This is a genomic window from Collinsella sp. LCP19S3_A6 (assembly GCF_052122015.1).
Taxonomy (GTDB): Bacteria; Actinomycetota; Coriobacteriia; order Coriobacteriales; family Coriobacteriaceae; genus Collinsella.
Window position 1 is genome coordinate 149,389 of record NZ_JBQKDD010000002.1, and the last position, 18,256, is coordinate 167,644.

Annotated in this window: 15 protein-coding genes; 7 read left to right on the forward strand and 8 right to left on the reverse strand. The window is 58.9% G+C overall.

The genetic code is table 11. The annotated features are described in order from the left end of the window. Positions 1 to 54: 54 nt before the first annotated feature. The 6 genes from ACTQVX_RS01840 to ACTQVX_RS01865 form a co-directional block, all read right to left on the reverse strand. On the reverse strand, positions 55 to 276 hold the full coding sequence (locus ACTQVX_RS01840; RefSeq protein ID WP_441546373.1) for a hypothetical protein: 222 nt from the start codon (positions 274 to 276) through the stop codon (positions 55 to 57). Between the two features lie 32 nt (positions 277 to 308). Further along, positions 309 to 1,097 carry an ADP-ribosylglycohydrolase family protein gene (locus ACTQVX_RS01845; protein ID WP_441546374.1) on the reverse strand — a complete coding sequence of 263 codons (789 nt, stop codon included), beginning with the start codon at positions 1,095 to 1,097 and terminating at the stop codon, positions 309 to 311. Between the two features lie 139 nt (positions 1,098 to 1,236). Then, on the reverse strand, positions 1,237 to 1,689 hold the full coding sequence (locus tag ACTQVX_RS01850; protein WP_441546375.1) for a helix-turn-helix domain-containing protein: 453 nt from the start codon (positions 1,687 to 1,689) through the stop codon (positions 1,237 to 1,239). 45 nt (positions 1,690 to 1,734) lie between these two features. Next, entirely contained in the window at positions 1,735 to 1,905 is a 171-nt protein-coding gene (locus ACTQVX_RS01855) for a type II toxin-antitoxin system HicA family toxin (protein ID WP_427795745.1), read from the reverse strand. A 397-nt stretch (positions 1,906 to 2,302) separates the two neighbouring features. Further along, on the reverse strand, positions 2,303 to 2,896 hold the full coding sequence (locus ACTQVX_RS01860) for a hypothetical protein (RefSeq protein ID WP_441042047.1): 594 nt from the start codon (positions 2,894 to 2,896) through the stop codon (positions 2,303 to 2,305). 356 nt (positions 2,897 to 3,252) lie between these two features. Continuing rightward, positions 3,253 to 4,782 (reverse strand): InlB B-repeat-containing protein, encoded by a 1,530-nt coding sequence (locus tag ACTQVX_RS01865; RefSeq protein WP_441546376.1) that lies wholly within the window; start codon positions 4,780 to 4,782, stop codon positions 3,253 to 3,255. Positions 4,783 to 5,230: 448 nt separating this feature from the next. On the opposite strand from ACTQVX_RS01865, the gene ACTQVX_RS01870 reads away from it, so the two are divergent. The 7 genes from ACTQVX_RS01870 to ACTQVX_RS01900 all read left to right on the forward strand — a co-directional run bounded on the left by ACTQVX_RS01870 (position 5,231) and on the right by ACTQVX_RS01900 (position 16,829). Continuing rightward, entirely contained in the window at positions 5,231 to 5,863 is a 633-nt protein-coding gene (locus ACTQVX_RS01870) for a cyclodeaminase/cyclohydrolase family protein (protein WP_441540528.1), read from the forward strand. Positions 5,864 to 5,865: 2 nt separating this feature from the next. Continuing rightward, on the forward strand, positions 5,866 to 6,720 hold the full coding sequence (locus ACTQVX_RS01875) for a bifunctional 5,10-methylenetetrahydrofolate dehydrogenase/5,10-methenyltetrahydrofolate cyclohydrolase (RefSeq protein WP_441540529.1): 855 nt from the start codon (positions 5,866 to 5,868) through the stop codon (positions 6,718 to 6,720). 99 nt (positions 6,721 to 6,819) lie between these two features. Continuing rightward, positions 6,820 to 8,343, forward strand: a complete 1,524-nt coding sequence (locus tag ACTQVX_RS01880; protein ID WP_441540530.1) for a C69 family dipeptidase — start codon at positions 6,820 to 6,822, stop codon at positions 8,341 to 8,343. 147 nt (positions 8,344 to 8,490) lie between these two features. Next, the gene (locus ACTQVX_RS01885) at positions 8,491 to 8,907 is read left to right on the forward strand and encodes a hypothetical protein (protein WP_154515830.1); all 417 of its coding nucleotides are present in this window, start codon (positions 8,491 to 8,493) and stop codon (positions 8,905 to 8,907) included. An 8-nt stretch (positions 8,908 to 8,915) separates the two neighbouring features. After that, positions 8,916 to 10,679 carry an ABC1 kinase family protein gene (locus tag ACTQVX_RS01890; RefSeq protein WP_441560060.1) on the forward strand — a complete coding sequence of 588 codons (1,764 nt, stop codon included), beginning with the start codon at positions 8,916 to 8,918 and terminating at the stop codon, positions 10,677 to 10,679. 432 nt (positions 10,680 to 11,111) lie between these two features. Next, entirely contained in the window at positions 11,112 to 15,929 is a 4,818-nt protein-coding gene (locus ACTQVX_RS01895; RefSeq protein ID WP_441560061.1) for a DUF4430 domain-containing protein, read from the forward strand. A gap of 9 nt (positions 15,930 to 15,938) precedes the next feature. Next, positions 15,939 to 16,829 (forward strand): DUF4430 domain-containing protein, encoded by an 891-nt coding sequence (locus ACTQVX_RS01900; protein WP_441546379.1) that lies wholly within the window; start codon positions 15,939 to 15,941, stop codon positions 16,827 to 16,829. 339 nt (positions 16,830 to 17,168) lie between these two features. Here the strand turns inward: ACTQVX_RS01900 and ACTQVX_RS01905 are convergent, their stop codons facing one another. Both ACTQVX_RS01905 and ACTQVX_RS01910 read right to left on the reverse strand, forming a co-directional pair. Then, a complete protein-coding gene (locus ACTQVX_RS01905; protein ID WP_370450581.1) occupies positions 17,169 to 17,576 on the reverse strand; it encodes a GtrA family protein in 408 nt (135 codons plus the stop codon). Positions 17,577 to 17,795: 219 nt separating this feature from the next. Then, on the reverse strand, positions 17,796 to 18,191 hold the full coding sequence (locus ACTQVX_RS01910; protein ID WP_427719820.1) for a GtrA family protein: 396 nt from the start codon (positions 18,189 to 18,191) through the stop codon (positions 17,796 to 17,798). Positions 18,192 to 18,256 lie beyond the last annotated feature (65 nt).

Here is an 18,256-nt window from a genome sequence, read left to right on the forward strand (position 1 = left end):
TCTCCACCCATCCCCTGGTTTGGAACAGTGTCGATCTAACGGGCAATCAAACCTCTAGCTCTCTTTGAATTGGGTAGTCATCTGCCCGAAGAAACTAAGTTCGGATGGCTCATAAAGGAGCAAGTCGCCGTCCGCGGTCTTGTAGACTCCGCAGGGGAGGTAACTCCCGTCGGGGAGGACGTAAAGGTTTTCTTCCTCCCTCAGTTCCGTTGGGAGTAGCGGGGTCTCGTTTTCGTCCATTTTGAACTCATCGATATTCGCGATCTTCCCCTCCACGATGCCTCCTACCTTATTTCTTGAATGGTGCCCTAAAACAGGCAGTTCTCAATCAGATCCTTCCCTCGTAGGGTATCGACCCACTCCTGTGGAATTGCCTCGATACCGTATGCCGTGCCGGCGAGGGCGCCTGCGACGGCTGCGGTGGTGTCGGTGTCGTCGCCCAGGTTGACGGCGGCAAGCACGCAGTCTTCGTAGCTGCTGGTGTTGACGAAGCACCAGGTGGCTGCCTTAAGCGTGTCGCGCACGAAGCCGCCGGATCTGATTTCGTGCTCGGGCGCGCTTTTCAGCTGCAGCGCCCACGAGGGGAGTGCGCCGCTCAGCACGTCTCTCATCAGCTCGATAAATATGACGCATGTGTCGGTCGATGTTCTATGAGCGTGGGTGATTGCAGAGACCTCACGGATCTCTTCGTCCGTCGCGTCGACAAACGCCAGGGGCGCGATGCGCATGAGCGATCCGTTGCCGTTGTCGCGCTCGCCGGAGCCTCCTTTGCCGGTGCGCAGGGCTCGAGCGGTCGTGCCGCCGTAATCGAAAACACCGTCAATCGTATACTCGCCACGGGCAATCCAGCCTACGAACTTGTCGCGCATGTCTGCGGTGTCGATATGCCCGAGCTCCCTAATCGAGTCACAGGTAGCAAGCGTCATAGATGTGTCGTCGCTCCAGGTGCCGGCGGGTTGCCCATGCGTGCCGTAGCCGATCATGTCCATGCATTCGAACGTGCCGCGAGGCATAAACTCGTATGGAACGCCCAGCGCGTCGCCGACGGCAAGTCCGTAGATGCAGTCGCGCAGTGTTGTTTTCGGTCTGTCTGTCATGGAAAACTCCTCTTACACTTCGGATTGGAGATGCGCGGCAATCAGCGGCAATATGTCCAGCTCGATTCGCGACGCGGTGCGTAGCGAATCGAGAGAACTCAATGGTCAATATGTCAAAATGGTATGCATAGACGTCTCTTTACACGGCAACAGGCATTTCTTTCGGGCGTCCTGCCTTTGGGGCGTCGGCGAGTCGTGCCTCGATGGAAGCTTTGGACACCATGCGCTTGGCGCCATCCTTCCATGAATCCAACAGTCCTGCATTTATCAGTTGCGATACCCGTGCTGAGCTAACACCGAGCATACGAGCGGCATCCGCTGCGGTGACGGCGGGGATGTCGCCGAGTTCGCGGCTGACGGCCACGGCGATAATCTTGCCGCCGTGTTGTGGCTGGTGTCCAAAGTCCGGCGCGGGAAGATCGGCGCCGCCCATAAGGTGATCGTCTACCATACATGCGAGAAAATCGGCGGCGCTTTCGACAGCGTCGTTTAGGTCGGATCCGAACGTTCCACCTCCGCCCAGCGAGCCACATGGCACAGCGTCGACAACGCCGTCCGAATCAAAGAACTCGAATTCCCATACGTAAACCATGTAAGACCTCCTCTAAAACTCGATGCGAAATGTGATGAGGATGAGCTATCGAAGTCCTGCCTGCCTTAAGATTCTTTTGGTAATTTGATCCTCAATCTCTCGGTGGCGTTTCACGAGCACGAGTTTATCTCCTTTGACGAACTTCTCGTGATTAGTGCCTCCTTTCGAGATGAAGCCGGCTTCTTCGAGGATGCGGATCAATTCGCGTCTCTGCATCTTAGCCTCTTTCAATAACTATATATTAGCACTTCCTAAGGGTTTTAGACTTAAATCTTCGCTATTGCTAACCCTTTGTCTCACTTCGCCATCCTTGGATGGCGGCTTATATTCCTTGTGGTATTAGTTTATTTGCTCGTGCGGACACGATTTGGTGTTCTGCGCGCGACCGCGAAAAGGGTCGACAGGATCAAGGACCGCGACGTTTTTCTACGTAACCGGCTGTTGACTGCCTGTGTCTTTAGCCTGAGCAGCCGCTCCCAGGCGCAGGAATTCGTCAACGTGCTCAATATGGTGATGTGACCGGGCGCTTTCGAACACAAAAAACCGGGATGCAAGGAGTCACACCTTGCATCCCGGCTGAGCTAAAACGGCGCTGCTGCATGCCGTTGGAGCTTTAGCGCTTGATCTCGATATCGTCGAGCTTGACGTCCATGGCCTCGGTCTTGGCCTTGGCGATGTCATCGGCAAACTCCAGGGACTTCATCATGGTCTCGACAGCGTCCTTGTGCTCTTCTACGTTGTCGATGCGCACATACACGCTGCCACCGTCAACGTCGGTGAAGTACTCGGTCGTCACACCGCCGGAGTGCGTGAAGTAGGCGCTGCGCCAGGTCTTGCCGTTGTACTTAACGGGGTCGCTCTCGGTCCATCCGGAGTTGGCCTTCCACTTTGCCTCGTAGTCGAACAGCTCGTCGGCGTTCTTGTCAGAGTCGAAGACAGGGATGAAGCGATCGCTGGCGTGCTCGCTCTCGGTGAACTTAAACTGGGCCCTATCGGCGGTGTCGCCAGCGACGTCGGTAATCTCGACGCCCTCGGGGACCTCGACCTTAAACCAGATGAAGTCGGTCCTCATATCCACGGCTGGTTTTTCTGCTCCGCCGCCACCGCCACTGCCGGTAGCGCCACCGCTTCCGCCGCAACCCACCAGGGCAACTGCAGCAAAGAGACTGATGCAGAGGGTGAGAATCGCAAAGGCCTTCTTTTTCATGGTCGTGTCTCCTCATCTGTAACCGCCCATGGATTACCTGCCTTTACTGTACGCGCGAGCGGCTCGTAAGGGTGGGCCATGTGTCCCATTCTGAGGGCTGGATTTGCGCCGTTAAGTGGCAATATGTCCGGGCGCAAAAGAGGGGAGGGCCGGTGCTGCTGTCCTTCCACTGGTCCCATGTTTGGTGCGGTGGGGCGGAGCGTAGCCGGGGGCTGCGAATCTTGACGATGGACGCATCCGGGTAGTCATCGTGGGTGTCTCGCCACAGCTTTTTGTGCAAAAAGGGGTCCGCACCTTTTGCGGTGCGGACCCCTTTGCGTTGCAACAAGTTGCTGCGGCGTGTTTCGAAGTTGAAATTACTTGCGAACCTTAGACACGACAGCGCTGGCGACAAAGCAGGCGATTGCCATGATGCCTATAGCAGCGACGATGTTGGCGGAGGCGTCACCCGTGTTGGGCAGATCCTGCTTGTTTGCCTTGGTCTTATTTGCAGGCTTGCCGGCAGGCTTGTTGTCGGAAGGCTTGTTGTCGGAAGGCTTGGGCGCGGGCTCATCCTTCTTCCACTGGGCGTAGAGCGTCACAGGAGCGGAAAGCTCAACCTTATCGCCCGCGGCATAGCTTGTGCCGGAGCCGTCCTTTGCGGTGTTCCAGCCCACGAAGGAGTAGCCCTTGCGCACCGGCTGCTCGGCCGTAACCTCGGCCTCGGTAACGTGCTCGACGGTAGCGAAATCGACAGTTTGCTTATCCTCGGAACCGTTCAGGTCGTAGGAGAGATCGTAGGCCTTTTCCACGAAATCAGGCTTGACGAAGCCGCAGTACTTGCACTTAGGGGTTCCCGTACGAGTCCAAGTACCGGCATTGTCAGAGGCCCACTCGGTGTAGGTGACATCGTAGGCGTTGTCATGCTCGCCGTCGGTGTAGGAGTGGGTCTTCATCTCGCCTTTGAACGTCTCGCCTTCTTTTTTGGACCACACGAGAGTGCCGCCAATGTAGACATCGGTGCGGCCGGTGTCGTTGCCCGACTTGCCACCAAAGCCAAAGAGCTGCGAGCAGGTAGTGATGTCGCGCGCATTCTTAGCATAGTTACCGGTAAAGTTAACCGTATTGGTACCGGTAATGTTGAGGATGTACTTGAAGTCCCCCATATTAAAGTCGTTGATGTTCAAAGCTTGCTTGTGGGCAAGCAAGCTGGTTGCCGAGTTGAACGTGCAATTATTCACGTTAACGGTAATGTCATGGCTGCCGGCACCGGCATCGGTGTAGACATTAATAACCTTGCCACTGGCATTAAAGGTGCAGCTGTCAAACGTCATGGTCGGCGAGCTGTACGTCCAGATGGCGTAATCGCCATTCGGGGCGTTGAACGTCGTGTTCCTGAACTCGGCGGAAGAATAACCCCAGTAGAACGTCTTGCCATTAACAATGCAGCTGTCTACCACGGTTTTGTCGGCACGAATGAAGCCAAGATAGTCCGCAGAGCCCGAACGCAGCTTCATGTTCTTGAACGTAACGGTGCCGGCGCCGTCAAAGGAATAGTCGCCGTTGTACTCGGTACCATAGTTTGCAGGATCGGGAACCTCCGCACCGATGTTCCATGCGGTCTTGTCCGTGCCTAGACCCTCAAAGGTAAGGTCCTTGCCCTTGGTGTGACCCACGGAGCTCACGCCGTAGAGGGTATAGTTGCCCTCGCCGAGCTTGATGGTGTCGCCGCTCTCCGCCTTTTCGGTAGCGGTGGCAAGATCGCTGTAGATTTCACCGGTGCGGGCATTGGTAATCGTGCCGGCGGCACCGTCTGCGAAAGCAGGCGATGCTACGCCCATCGTGACGAGCGCAACGGCAAACAGCGCTGCGACCGCACGAGAGACCGTTTTCAAAAACGACTTCATGCTGAGACTCCTTCGACTCTAAAAGTATTAAATCAGCATAAATATTATAGAGCTTCTGACATTTTGCTAAACCCCTATTTCGCGCCTTTATCGGTACGCCAATCTTTCTCACGCTTCTTGCATATTTATTCCGCATACCTGCATCTTTGTTGCATCGGATTGTGCAACAAAGATACATTCGTTTTGCCGGTGTGGTTTGCGCGATGGCACTTGGTGTGTCTATGGCCCAATGGACTGGGCGCAAGACTGACCTTGATAGGGGTCGCGATTGATTGCTTGGCGATAAGCGCAGCGATGTTGCGCCTATCGCCCGCCATAGAAAAGTGCGATAACTGGGCGCACTGACGCGAATGCTCTTATGGGCTAGACTAGGCACCACGAAATACACGATGCGTTCGGGCGGCGCCGACTGTCCGATTAGCTTGGCAAGCATTGAGGGTGCATGCACATGAGCCAAGAGATGATGGATAAGACCTGCCGAGGGTTTGCCGAGGCGCTTGCCGCGCGCGAGCCGGTTCCCGGCGGCGGTAGCGCGAGCGCCTTTGTGGGCGCGCTGGGAGCCTCACTTTGCGGGATGGTTGCTCGCTACGGTGCGACCAATCCCGCGCTTGCCGATCGAGCGGACGATTTGGCGCACGCGTTTGCTCAGGCTGATGAGCTGGCCCAGGAGCTTGTCGAGTTGGTTGCCGAGGACGTTCGTGCCTACGGGCAGGTGTCCGCGGCGTACGGTATTTCGCGCGAGGATCCGGCTCGACCGGCTGCGATTCAGGATGCGCTGCACGTGGCGGCTATGCCACCGTATCGCATTATGGATGCCTGCGGGCGCGCGCTGGCGCTGCTCGAGGACATGGCGGACAAGGGGTCGCGCCAGCTGCTGTCCGACGTGGCTTGTGGCGCCGTGTTCTGCCGCGCCGCCATGCAGGGCGCGAGTCTGACGCTCTTTGCCAACACTACGTCTATGAAAGACCGGGCACGCGCCGAGGAGCTCGAGGCGGCGTGCGATGAGCTGCTCGATACGTGGCTGCCGCGTGCCGATGCGCTGGCGCGCCGTGCCGCCGACGCAGCCAGGAAGAGGGGATAGCCATGGCCGAGCTGCTCAAAGGCGCTCCCGTTGCCCGTACTTTGACCGAGGAACTTGCCGCTCGCTGCGCTGCTTTGCGCGAACGCGGCGTTGTGCCGACGCTGGCCATCGTTCGTGTGGGCGAGCGCGAGGACGATCTATCGTACGAGCGCGGCGCCCTCAAGCGCTGTGAAAAGGCTGGCATTGAGGCTCGCCGCGTTTTGCTTCCTGCCGATGCTTCGCAGGATGAGCTGCTGGCGGCTATTAAGGACATCAATGCCGACCCCGCCGTTCATGGCTGCCTAGTGTTTCGCCCACTGCCCGCTGGGCTTGACGAGGATGCGGTTGCCGCGGCACTCGATCCCGCCAAGGATGTCGACTCCATGACGCCGGCCTCGCTACTTACCACGCTTTCGGGGCGAGGCGAGGGCTTTGCTCCTTGCACGGCTGAGGCCGTGTTGGCGTTGCTGGACCATTACGGTGTTGAGCTGGATGGGGCCAAGGTCGCGGTCGTCGGTCGGTCTCAGGTGATTGGCCGTCCCGTTGCCGCCATGCTTACGGCTCGCAATGCCACGGTGACGACGTGCCATACGCATACGCGCGACCTTGCTGCCGAGTGTCGTGCGGCTGATGTTGTGGTTGCGGCCGTTGGGCGCGCGCACACGATTGGCGCGGATGCGGTTCGCGAGGGCCAGACGATCATCGATGTGGGCATTAACTGGGACGAGGCCGCCGGCAAGCTGGTCGGCGACGTCGATTTTGATGCTGCGGAGCCAATCGTTAACGCCATCACACCCGTGCCGGGCGGCGTGGGGGCTGTGACCACCGCGATTCTCGCCAAACACGTGATCGAAGCGGTCGAGCGCACATCGAAATAGGCTTTTGACCACGGGGGCTGCCGAGGCTGTGGTTTCGCCCTTTTTGCACCGAAGCGATACACTGTTGCCGTTTGATTTCTTCGCTCAAGGAGGATGCGCATGCCGTGCACAACGATTTTGGTCGGTAAGAACGCGAGCTACGACGGGTCGACGCTGGTTGCCCGCAACGAGGACTCGTCCAATGGGGTGTTTGAGCCCAAGCGCATGCGCGTAGTGCATCCCGACGAGCAGCCGCGTGTCTACACGAGTGTCCTGAGCCACCTGACCGTTGAGCTGCCCGACAATCCCATGCGTTACACAAGCGTCCCCGACGTTGTCCCGGGTCATGGCATTTGGGCCGAGGCCGGTTTCAACGAGCTCAATGTTGGCATGTCCGCAACCGAGACGCTCACCACCAACGAGCGCGTCCGCGGCGCCGATCCGCTCGTGGATTTCGTGCCCGCCAAGGGCAACGAGGGCGAGGACGGCTATGTGCCGGCGCAGCCCGGCGGTTTGGGCGAGGAGGACATGGTGACCCTGGTGCTGCCATACGCCAAGTCCGCCCGCGACGGTGTGCGCATTCTGGGCGACCTGCTCGAGCGCTACGGCACCTACGAGAACAACGGCATCGCCTTTAGCGACGTTGACGAGATCTGGTGGCTCGAGACCATCGGCGGCCACCACTGGATCGCCAAGCGCGTGCCCGACGACGCCTATGTGACCATGCCCAACCAGCTGGGTATCGACAGCTTTGACTTGGACGACGCCGAGGGCGCGCAGGTCGACCACATGTGCTCGGCCGACCTACGCACCTGGATGGCCGAGTGGCATCTGGACCTGACGCTGGGCGTTAAGGGCGACGGTCCCGCCGCGGTCTTTAACCCGCGCGAGGCCTTTGGCTCGCACAGCGACAGCGACCACGTCTACAACACACCGCGCGCCTGGTACATGCAGCGCTGTCTCAACCCCAGCGATGTGTGGGACGGTCCCGACGCCGACTACACGCCCGAGAGCGACGACATTCCCTGGAGCCGCGTGCCCGAGCGCAAGGTGACCCTCGAGGACATCAAGTACGTGCTTTCGAGCCACTACCAGGGCACGGAGTACGACTGCTACGGCAGCAAGGGTACGCCCGCCACGCGCGGCGCCTATCGTCCCATCGGCATCAACCGCAACAGCCAGCTCGCCGTGCTGCAGCTGCGCCCCTATGCGCAGCCGGCGTATCGCGCCGTGCAGTGGATGGCGTTTGGCTCCAACTCGTTTAACGCGCTTGTGCCGCTGTACGCCAATGTCGAGACCATGCCCGAGTACTATGCCGACACGCAGGCTCGCGTGACGTCCGAGAATTTCTATTGGGCAAATCGCCTGATTGGCGCCTTGGCCGATGTTCGCTTCCATGAGTGCGGTCGCGCGGTCGAGGATTATCAGGAGAAGGTCGGCGGCATGGGCCACAAGCAGATCCACGACGTTGACGCCGTTGTAGCCGTACTGCCCGAGGCCGAGGTGCCCGCCGAGCTCGCCCGCGCCAACGAGGCCTTTGCCGAGCTTGTGCGCGTGGAGACCGATGCCCTGTTGGGTAAGGTGCTCTACACCACGAGCTGTGCCATGAAGAATTCCTTCGCGATGAACGATAACATTAGGTAAAAGCCACATTGCAGCGAACGAGCGAGGCAAACGCCGTCAAAGGCTTTGCCTCGCTCGATTTCTATCCCGGTGACAAACGATTTTGTGTCGTTTGCTCAATCTTGGGTACAAGTAGGCCAATGAAGTTGTTCACGATTGGAGCCAACCATGGTTATGAAATTCGATCAGCTTGTTAACGGTGCCATCAACGTGGGCTTCGGTGCCGCCGCCGTTGCCGTCGAGGGCGGCAAGAAGGTCCTCGACGACCTCAATGCCAAGGGCGAGCAGGTGCGCAAGGACGCCGGCACCCCCGATATCGCCCGCAGCGTGTCCGACATGTTCGAACAGGCCGGCGGCACCATCTCCGACCTGACCGAGCGCCTGGGCATGCAGGGCGAGACCGCGGCCCAGCGCGTGCTCGACGAGCTCATCCTCGCCCGCGTGCGCGTCATGACCGCCCCCGAGCGCACGGCCTTTTTGGCCCATGTGCGCGACATCGTCGATTCGGTCGAGGACAACGTGACCTCGGTGCCCGTCGAGTCCGTTGAGCCCGACGACGCAGAGGACGCCGAAGAGGCCGAGTAGCAGCGCAGATGGCAGATTCCACCACCGATTACAGCAATCAAGATCCCTTGGGTGACGAGGCGGCGGTTGTCGATGAGGTCGAGGCCGCCGTCTCGGGCGCTCGCAAGAAGCCGCGCGCTGTCGATATGGTCCCCGAGGAGCCCGACGCGATGGCGCCGGACGAGGAATACCAGCTCACGCCGGCAGGTCGTCGTGAGCGCATCGGTCAGATCGTTCGCCTGATCAAAAAGTACCGCGTGTGGGATAACCTCACGCCGGTGCGCCTGCGTCGTCTGCTCGAAGAGCTCGGCCCCATGTTCGTTAAGATGGGGCAGATTCTGGCTAACCGCTCCGAGATTTTGCCGCAGCGGTTTTGCGACGAGCTGCGCCGTCTGCGCTCCGACGTAGAGCCGGTGCCGTATGAGGTAGTGCTCCGCTGTTTGGAAGAGGAATACGGCCAGCGCCTGGGGCAGATATTCGACGCGATTGACCCCAACCCGCTCGGTAGCGCGTCGCTCGCGCAGGTGCACCGCGCCCGTCTGGTGACTGGCGAGGACGTGGCCGTTAAGGTGCAGCGCCCCGGCGCGCAGCAGCTGATGGCTCAGGACATCGACATCATCCGTTCGGTGGTGCGCATCGTTTCCAAGTTCGTCAACACCGACCAGTTTGTGGACCTGCATGGCGTGGTCGAAGAGCTGTGGACCTCGTTTCGCGAGGAGACCAACTTTTTGGCCGAGGCCCAAAACCTCAACGATTTCTATGACTTCCACAAAAGCGTGCATGGCGTCTCGTGTCCCAAATCCTACTTGGACCTTTGCACCGAACACGTCGTGGTCATGGACTACATCGACGGCATCTCCATTGCCGACCCCAAACGCCTTGAGGCCGAGGGTTATGACTTGGAAAAGATTGGCGCCGCGATCGTCGAGGACTACTCGACGCAGGTGCTCGACGACGGCTTTTTCCATGCCGACCCGCATGCGGGAAACATTATCCTCAAGGACGGCATCGTCTACTTTATCGACCTGGGCATGGTCGGGCGCATGTCGAGTCACGACCGCGGTATCGTCAAGGATATGATTTTCGCCGTGGCCGAAGGTGACGTTCCCAAGCTCAAGGATTCGCTTATGCGCTTTGCCGTGACGCGCGGCGATTCTGCCGAGCTCGACCATTCGGCCTTTTTGTCCGACTTGGACTTTATCGTCGCCGACTTTGCAGGGCTCGACCTTAAGGACCTGGATATCGGCGAGTTTTTAACCTCGCTGTTAAATCTGGCGCGCAAAAACGACGTTGAGCTGCCGAGCGTGGTGACGATGTTCGCGCGTGGCATGGTGACACTCGAGGGTCTGCTGACCGAGTATATGCCCGACGTCAACATGATCCAGATCATCCAGACGCACATCAAAAACGAGAAGAGCACCTATGCGCGCGTCCGCGAAATGGGGCACGATCTTGCCGCGAGCAGCTATCGCGCGGCAAAAGGCTCGCTCGAGGCGGCCGAGTATCTGGGCTTGGCGTCGCGCATGCTCACGCGCGGCCAGCTTAAGGTGAACACGCAGATCATGAGCAGCGATAAGGCGCTGCGACAGCTGGGTGGAATTGTCGACCGCATGTCGATGGCAATTGTGATCGCCGGCCTGTTTATCGGCTCGTCGGTGGTGTACTACGCGCGCATCGAGCCGGTTGTGTTCGGTATCCCGGTCATTGGCTTTATGGGCTACGTGAGTGCGCTGGCGCTGGCGCTGATGCTGGGCCGCGAGATCTGGCGCAACAGTCACGGCGGCAAGCGGTAGAGACTGCGACCGTCACCGCATTCTCCTATCGCAAACCATAGCTTTTACCTTGGGCTTCGCCTGCGTGCGGGGTCCTTTTGCGTGCTACCATATTGACAGTAATAATCGATGGCCTAGATGGTGGTGCGGAGACGCACGAATGCGCGGTTTTCCTGCGCGTTTGGGAGAATCGGGGTGCAAGTCCCCGGCTGTACCAGTAACCGTAATTCCTCTTGGCCCGGGATGGTCGCGCCGCAGATCGGACGGCGCGCCCGGGTCGGTAAGGTTAAGTCGGATCGCCTCCCATCTTGCACGCGGCCGCGGCGCATGCCGCCGGTACGCGTTGGGCTCTGGAGGGAAGGGGGGACCCCGATGGGGGTACTCGAGCGCAATGTGCGCGATGACGTGGGGCAGCCGCTGGGCTATGCTCCAAGTGTAGACAGTAGGAGACAAATGGATATGTTTGAGGACGAGTGCCAGCGCGCCTCGTGGCGTCGTCATGGAGCGATTGCCCGCGGCATAGCCAAGCGCGGTCTGGTGGCGTTCCTGGCTTTTGCCATGGCTTTTGGTACCACGCCGGCGCAACTTTGGGCCGAGGGCACCGAGGGCATTGCCGAGACTGTGGCCCAGGCTGCGACGGGCGGCGAGGGCGCGGCTGCCGAAGGCGCCGACGATGATGCCGCCGAAAATGCCGCTGGCAGCGATAACGCGACGGCTGGTGATGCTGTCAATACAGAGGGTTCGGCTGCGCCGGTATCCGTCGCTTCCGAGCAGGGCGATGCGTCCGACTCCGTCGCCGTTTCCGCACGTTCGGCATATGTGACCGTTAACTCGGCTGAAATTATTGATGCTGACGGCAAGGGGCTTGCCTATGGCAGCGGTATCGCCAAGGTTGGCGATACCGTTAAGGTCGCAGCCTATTATTGGGACGACTACGACTGGGACGACGTCGAGATTTCCCAGACCGAGTACGCGAAACTGGGTTACCAGTGGTATGTCGGCAATAGCCAGTCTGCCGCTCCGACGGCGTCGGGCTACACCGCTATCGAAGGCGCAACTGCTCGTGAGCTCAAGCTGACCTCCAATCTTGCCGGCAAGTATGTCGCATGCCGTGTTACGTATGGCGCCGGCGCCGGCGACTACGAGTTCACGGCAAGCCTCAAGTATCCCGTAGAGGCTTCTGCCGAGCCCGAGGCCCCCAAGTCTGATGAGGCTAAGAAACTGGACGAGGCGGTTGCGAAGCTCAAAGCCGATGGCTATTCAGGCTGGTATCCCAATCCATCCCAGGGAACCGATACCAACATCTGCTCCATGCTTTCGGCGAAGCTTGCCAACTTGGGCTACTCGGATATCAAGGTTTCGCTTGCGGGCGTAACCTATGGCGGCCGCGATCCCAAGCAGGATGGTGGCATCGCGGATGATGGAAAGATCTCCTATTTCTTCCTGTCTCCTGCAGATAAGACTTCCGCGCTTGATTACTCGCTGCTTCGCCAGTTTACGCCGACGTATACGCTGACGCTTGGCTCCGAGAGTGTGTCGTATACACCCGGTCGCGCATCGACGCTCGCATGGGACGGCGGCAAGGTCATCGCCTATCTTAAGGCGGCATGGGCTCATGCTGAGGGTCTGCCCGACGAGATTGAGGCGGGCGTCACGCAGGGAACGCTTCCCAGCTCAATCAGCATCAACGGTATAAAGGTTGCTTCTATTGACTGGATGAGTCTTGATGACTCTGTTGCCAAGGTGAATTCCAGCTACGGCGATCCGACGGTTACGTATACTCACGGTATGACCGACCAGACTGCTTGGCTCACGGCTACGCTCTCGCTGGCGGTTCCTGGCTACAATAATGCCCCGTCAAACGGGACGGCTTATCTTGTCACCTATACCGTCAAGGCGAAAACTCAGGAGCAGATCGATGCCGAAAAGGCCGAGCTGTCAGCTGCGCTTGACCGCATTGTGCTCAAGGATTTCGCTACCCAAAAGGTAATCGATGCCAATGCCGTTGAGGGCGACATCCAGCTGCCCAATACCCGTCGTTCTGGCATCGACGCTCCATCCGGCGCCAAACTCTCCTACGCATCGAACAATGAGGCTGTTGCGAAGGTCAACGGCTACCGCGTGGTTGTTACCCGTGATACCAAAGGCGTCTCGAATGAAGTAGTTATTACGGCTACGCTTGCCAAGGACGGCATAACCGTAACGCGCGACATCGTCATCAAGGTTAAGCCCATCGACGATTCCGAGATTGACCAAGCTGTGGCATTTATGCAGCAGGTCAAGGATGCCTACGCAAAGTCTCTGCTCGGCGCTAACGCTTCGGTTGACGCGGTTACCGAGAATCTGTCGACCTTTGCCGAGGCGGTGCCTACGGCAGACGGCGGCATCGAGTACCGCAAGGGTAAGGACAGCAAGCTGTCCGGCGTTGTGGCAGCAGACCTTCCTGGATACGACGCGATGTCGGGGAACGACTGGCGCACGTATCGTACGAGCGACACCTCGGTCATCTCGAACGAAAATCTAAAGGTGACGCGCCCTGAGGCCGATACCCTTGTTACGGTCGAGAGCAACCTGACGTACGCCAAGTACGAATCTCTGGCGAAGGCGCATCCCGAGAACGCTAAGCTGCAGAGCCTCATTAACCAGAGCGTTAAAGCGACGTATCGCGTTGTTGGTACGGCCGATCATTCCGACCCCAAGATTTCCGTTGCCTTTAAGCTCGTCGGCGTCGACGCCAACGGCAACGACGAGGTTTGGGCCGATTCCGCCAAGAGCGTCGTTTACGGCTCGACTGCCGGCGATGTGATTGAAGACGCCTTAAAGGGCATGACCCATACCGCGACCGGTGTGGGCACGGCAGGGTACTATCTGAGTGATATCACTTCGGCGGATGGTCGCAAGCTGGGCTGGGATGCGTCGACGGGCAAGTACTGGCAGCTTTTTGTTAACGGGAAGGCGTCTGAGGTCGGCGCCGGCCAGGTTCACCTCGCCCCCGGCGATAGCGTCGTGCTGTATTACTCCGCCTTTGGCGCAAGCCTTGACGATGCGAGTAAGGCTACCGTCAAAGCCTCGGTGAGCTTCATCGGACCGGATGAGAATGGCGGCAACTCCGTATGGGCGTTTGCCAGCGACGTCAAGATGTCTGATGGATCCACCGCTGCCGATCTTACCGAGCAGGAGCTCAAGGCCGCAGGTCTCACCTATGACAGCCAGGATACGTCCGGTGCGTCGTTCTACCTTGCCAGCATCACCCGCAACGGCAAGACCTATGGCTGGGACCAGTCGACCGGTAGGTACTGGCAGCTCTATGTCAACGGCGAGTATTCTCAAAAGATGGCGGGCCAGATTACCCTCAAGCCGGGAGACAAGGTTCAGTGGGTCTACACTGCAGATAACGAGAAGCCCCTCGAGGGCCTCATCGTCAATCCCTTCGCTTCGCGTCCGGACTGGACCGCAAGCTGGAACGGCTTTGGCAATGCGGGCGGCACGACGCTCGTGAACACGCCGACGCCCACCGAGTCTGCCGCGGAGCTGTGGAAGGTCAATCTGGCCACGGCTGCCGATAAGTGGGTTTCGCTGGGCGACCCCATCATTGCGGGCGGCTACGTTTTCGTTACCACGAACTCCGAGCTCGTCAAGATCGACAACGCGGGCAAGGTTGTTGCGCGCGTTTCCAAGGGCGGGACCACTAACTATTTCTCGCGTCCTGTGTACGCGGATGGTCTGATTATCTCGGCAAACGACGATGGTTCCGTGTACGCCTTTTCTGCCGAGACACTTGAGTGCGTGTGGAAGACCTCTGCGCTCGAGGCTCCTGCCGCGGGCGGGCGCTATCAGGCGAATTCGACCATGACGGTAGCGAACGGCTGTGTATACGCCGAGTTTGTCACGGGTGCCGGCGCTTCCGGTACCGCAACGGGCGGGGCCATGGTTTGCATCGATATTGCGACGGGCAAGATCGTCTGGTCGGATGTCATCACAAAGACCGGTTCCTCGACCGGCGAGGGTTACTACTGGGCGGGTGCCGCCGCTTCCGGCTCCGATCTTGTTATCGGTGACGAGAGCGGCTGCGTGAAGCTCATTGACGGCAAATCCGGCAAGGTCAAATCTTCTGTGAGCCTGTCTGGAAATCCCGTTCGTGCAACGATCGTTTCTGCCGGTACCGAGGGTGGCAACCCGGTCTTTTTGGCGATCGGTCGTCAGCCGGCTACGCTCTATAAGATCGTTCGCGAAGGCGATGCCCTTCGTCTTGCTGACTCCTGTGAGTTCGCAAAGGTCTCGACCTCTACGCCTGCCGTGGCAAACGGCAAGGTCTATGTTGGCGGAAGCGACTCCTCGAATAACGGCCAGTTCACGGTTGTCGACCTTGCGTCCATGAAGGTCGAGAAAACTCTCGATATGGGCAAAATGGCCGAGGTCAAAGCCTCTCCGATTGCATCTGTGCAGGGCAGCGATGTCTACGTGTACTTTACCTGCAACAAGACTCCGGGCGCTGTCTACTGCTTTAACCAGTCAACTGGCGAGGCTGTGGAGATCTATACGCCGTCTGGCTCCAATGCGAACTATTGCACTGCAAGCGTGATCGCCGATGTCCAGGGCAACCTTTACTACACCAACGATTCCGGTACGCTATTTGCTCTCAAGGCTGCTCCGGGTTATACGGTGGCCTTCGATACGCGCGGTGGCAGCACGGTTCCCAGCGCTATGACCGCACAAAACAAGACCATGATTGCCCCTGCGAACCCCGAGCGCTCCGGTTACACCTTTGCAGGCTGGTATAAGGATGCCGATTGTAATCAGGCTTGGAATTTCTCCAAAGACGTCGTGACGGCCGATATGACGCTCTACGCCAAGTGGACCAAGAATGCCGTTAACCCTGGCGGTAACGGTGGCTCTGGCTCCAATGGCGGCTCGGGTAATGCCGGTGCTGGTTCTGGTTCCGGTAACGGCACAAACGGCCAGCAGAGCGGCGGCGCTGTTTCGCCTGGGCAGAAGCCGGTGTCGTCGACCACGACCGAGACCAAGGACGGCAAGGATTCCAAGAAGGATTCCGGCAAGGGCGACAAGAAGGACAGCAAGAAGTCTGACAAGAAGTCCGGCAAGTCCAGCTCCAAGTCCGATACGGGCTCGGCTGCCGCGACTACCGCTAAGAAGTCCGCTGAGGCTCTGGCGCAGCAGTCTGGCTTCAACCCGCTCGCCATTGTCGGCGTAGCGGCCGGCGTGATCGGGCTTGCGGTCATTGGCGTGTTCGTGTTTACCAAGCGCCGGTAGGTGAGAGCTGTGTCCAATAAACCTCAGGATGCCGACTCCAAGCAACCCGACTCGTCGTTCATTCAGCTCGACGATGCTAAGCAAAAGGGCGCCGCCTCGGCGGCGTCCGCCCCTCGGCGCAAGGCGCTGCTTGGCTCTCTGACGGCCGTCTGCATCGCGCTGATTGTCGTCTCGCTGGGCTTTGTTCACCCTTCCGCCAGCGGTGCCTGGTCCATCGATTGGATCACTCGGGCCGTGGCGGGGAGGAGCGTTGCCGACTCTGGCTCTATCGCCTCTCGCAAGATGGAGACAGCGGGCTCCTCGTCTTCCGACGCTGTGGACTCCGAGTCCAAGGACTCGAATGAATCGGATTCCAAGGACGCTTCCGAGTCTTCGGACAAGAAGTCGGGCAAGGAATCGAAAGAGAAGAAGTCCGAAGACAAGGGCGGCAAGAAGTCCAACAACGCGTCTGCCGGACAGGACTCCGAATCCGCTGGTGGATCGAGTTCTTCAAACGGCTCCTCTTCGGGCGGCGGCTCGGTGTCTGACGGTGGGTCTGTATCCAAAGGCGACAGCGCCTCTGCTGGCAATCAGGGCGGCTCGCAGCAGCCTGGCTACATTACTGTGACGGTCTCTGTGACGTCGAGTGCCGTGGGCAATCCTGTGTCTTCTGGCGGTACGTTCACCTTCAACGAGGGCGCTACGGCCTACGATGCTTTGTGTGCACTGGGCCTTTCCGTCAATGCGCACGGTTCGTCGTACGGCACATATGTCGCCGCTATCGGTGGTTTGGCTGAGAAGGAGCACGGTGGTACAAGCGGCTGGATGTATTCCGTCAACGGCGTAACGCCCAACACGGCTTGCAGCAACTATGTTCTCTCCAATGGCGACAGCGTGGTCTGGTATTACGTAACGGGCTAAATGCCTTGACATACCGCACGGAGCGGGCGGTTCGGACCAACACCCGAGCCGCCCGCTTTTAATACGGATGGGATGGGGTTCCTCAATCGAGGCTCAACCGGAAATTGCATCCCACCCTGAAGGTGAATTCCGGGACATACTTTCCGCTAGGACGGCGTTGCGGAAGCTGCATCCCATTCTGAGGCTGCAATCTGGGATACACTTTCCGGAACGGCGTTCATGGGGAAACTGCGTCCCATTCATGCACCGTAGCCCGCCTTCCTCGGCAGACTCTGCAAACAAAAAGCCGGTTGGAACGAGAATTCCAACCGGCTGCGAAGCGAGATTATGTTTGGCCGTCTACGACCGTGCGCCTTCGAGGAAAAAGCGACGGCTAAAGTAGTTGTACCAGGTGACCAGGAACGTGGCGATGGCCTTCATGGCCTGGTAGCCGATGCTCAAAAACGTGACGCCCACAAACATGTACAGGTCGTTGAGGCCCAGACCGATCACCGACAGGATGGTAAAAATCGTGAACTCGCGCTTACGGCTCATGCCCTCGCGATGGTCGAACACGTACTTCATGCTGAGCCAGTAGTTGACCACGACGGACGTGGTAAACGAGACCGTCGTGCTCATCAAAAAGTCGAGGTGAAACAGCTCGACGAGCGCAATAAGCATGCCCCAGTCGACGCCAAAGGAGATAAGACCCACGACAGCGAACTTGAGGAACTGCTTGGTATGAGGTTGTGCCAGCGCGTTGCGCACGTAATCACATCCAATGCGTTGATGAATCGAGCAACAAGATACTTTAGAGCTTTTGCATGGCAAACGTAAGGTCTTTGGCAAGAACTATACGAACTCGCCAAATATTCAAGTGGAAATCCGCAAACGCTGCAAATCTTCCCGTAAACGAGCAAGGCTCAGGCAACGCTGCGCTTGACGCGCGTCATCCGCAGATCCCCGTGGTGCAACGAGGAGGCCGACCTATTTGGCCTGCTCGCCCTCTAGGAAGATCTTTCGCGTTACAAAGTTGTAGACCATGACGAGCGCGGTAGCGCAAATCTTGGCGATATTGGCCTCGAGGCCCAGGCCGGCGTTGAGGGCAAGCACGATGCCGTCGTTGAGCGCCAGGCCAATAACGGATAGCACGACAAAGATGATGAACTCGCGGCGGCGGCTCATGCCCTCCTTGTGTGCAAACACGTACTTCATGCTCGCGACGTAGTTAAAGATGAGCGAGACGATAAAACCGCTGGTGTTGGCGATCAAGATGTTGAGGCCCAGGCCGTAGTGGAGCAGATTCATGATGCCAAAGTCGATGACGGTGGCAACGACGCCGACGACGCCAAACTTTATGATCTGCGCAAGGAGCTTTTGCATGGTACCTGCCTTAGGGTGGCGCCGGGGCGCCGCGGGGATGACAAACCTAGCAAGTTTAACCAATC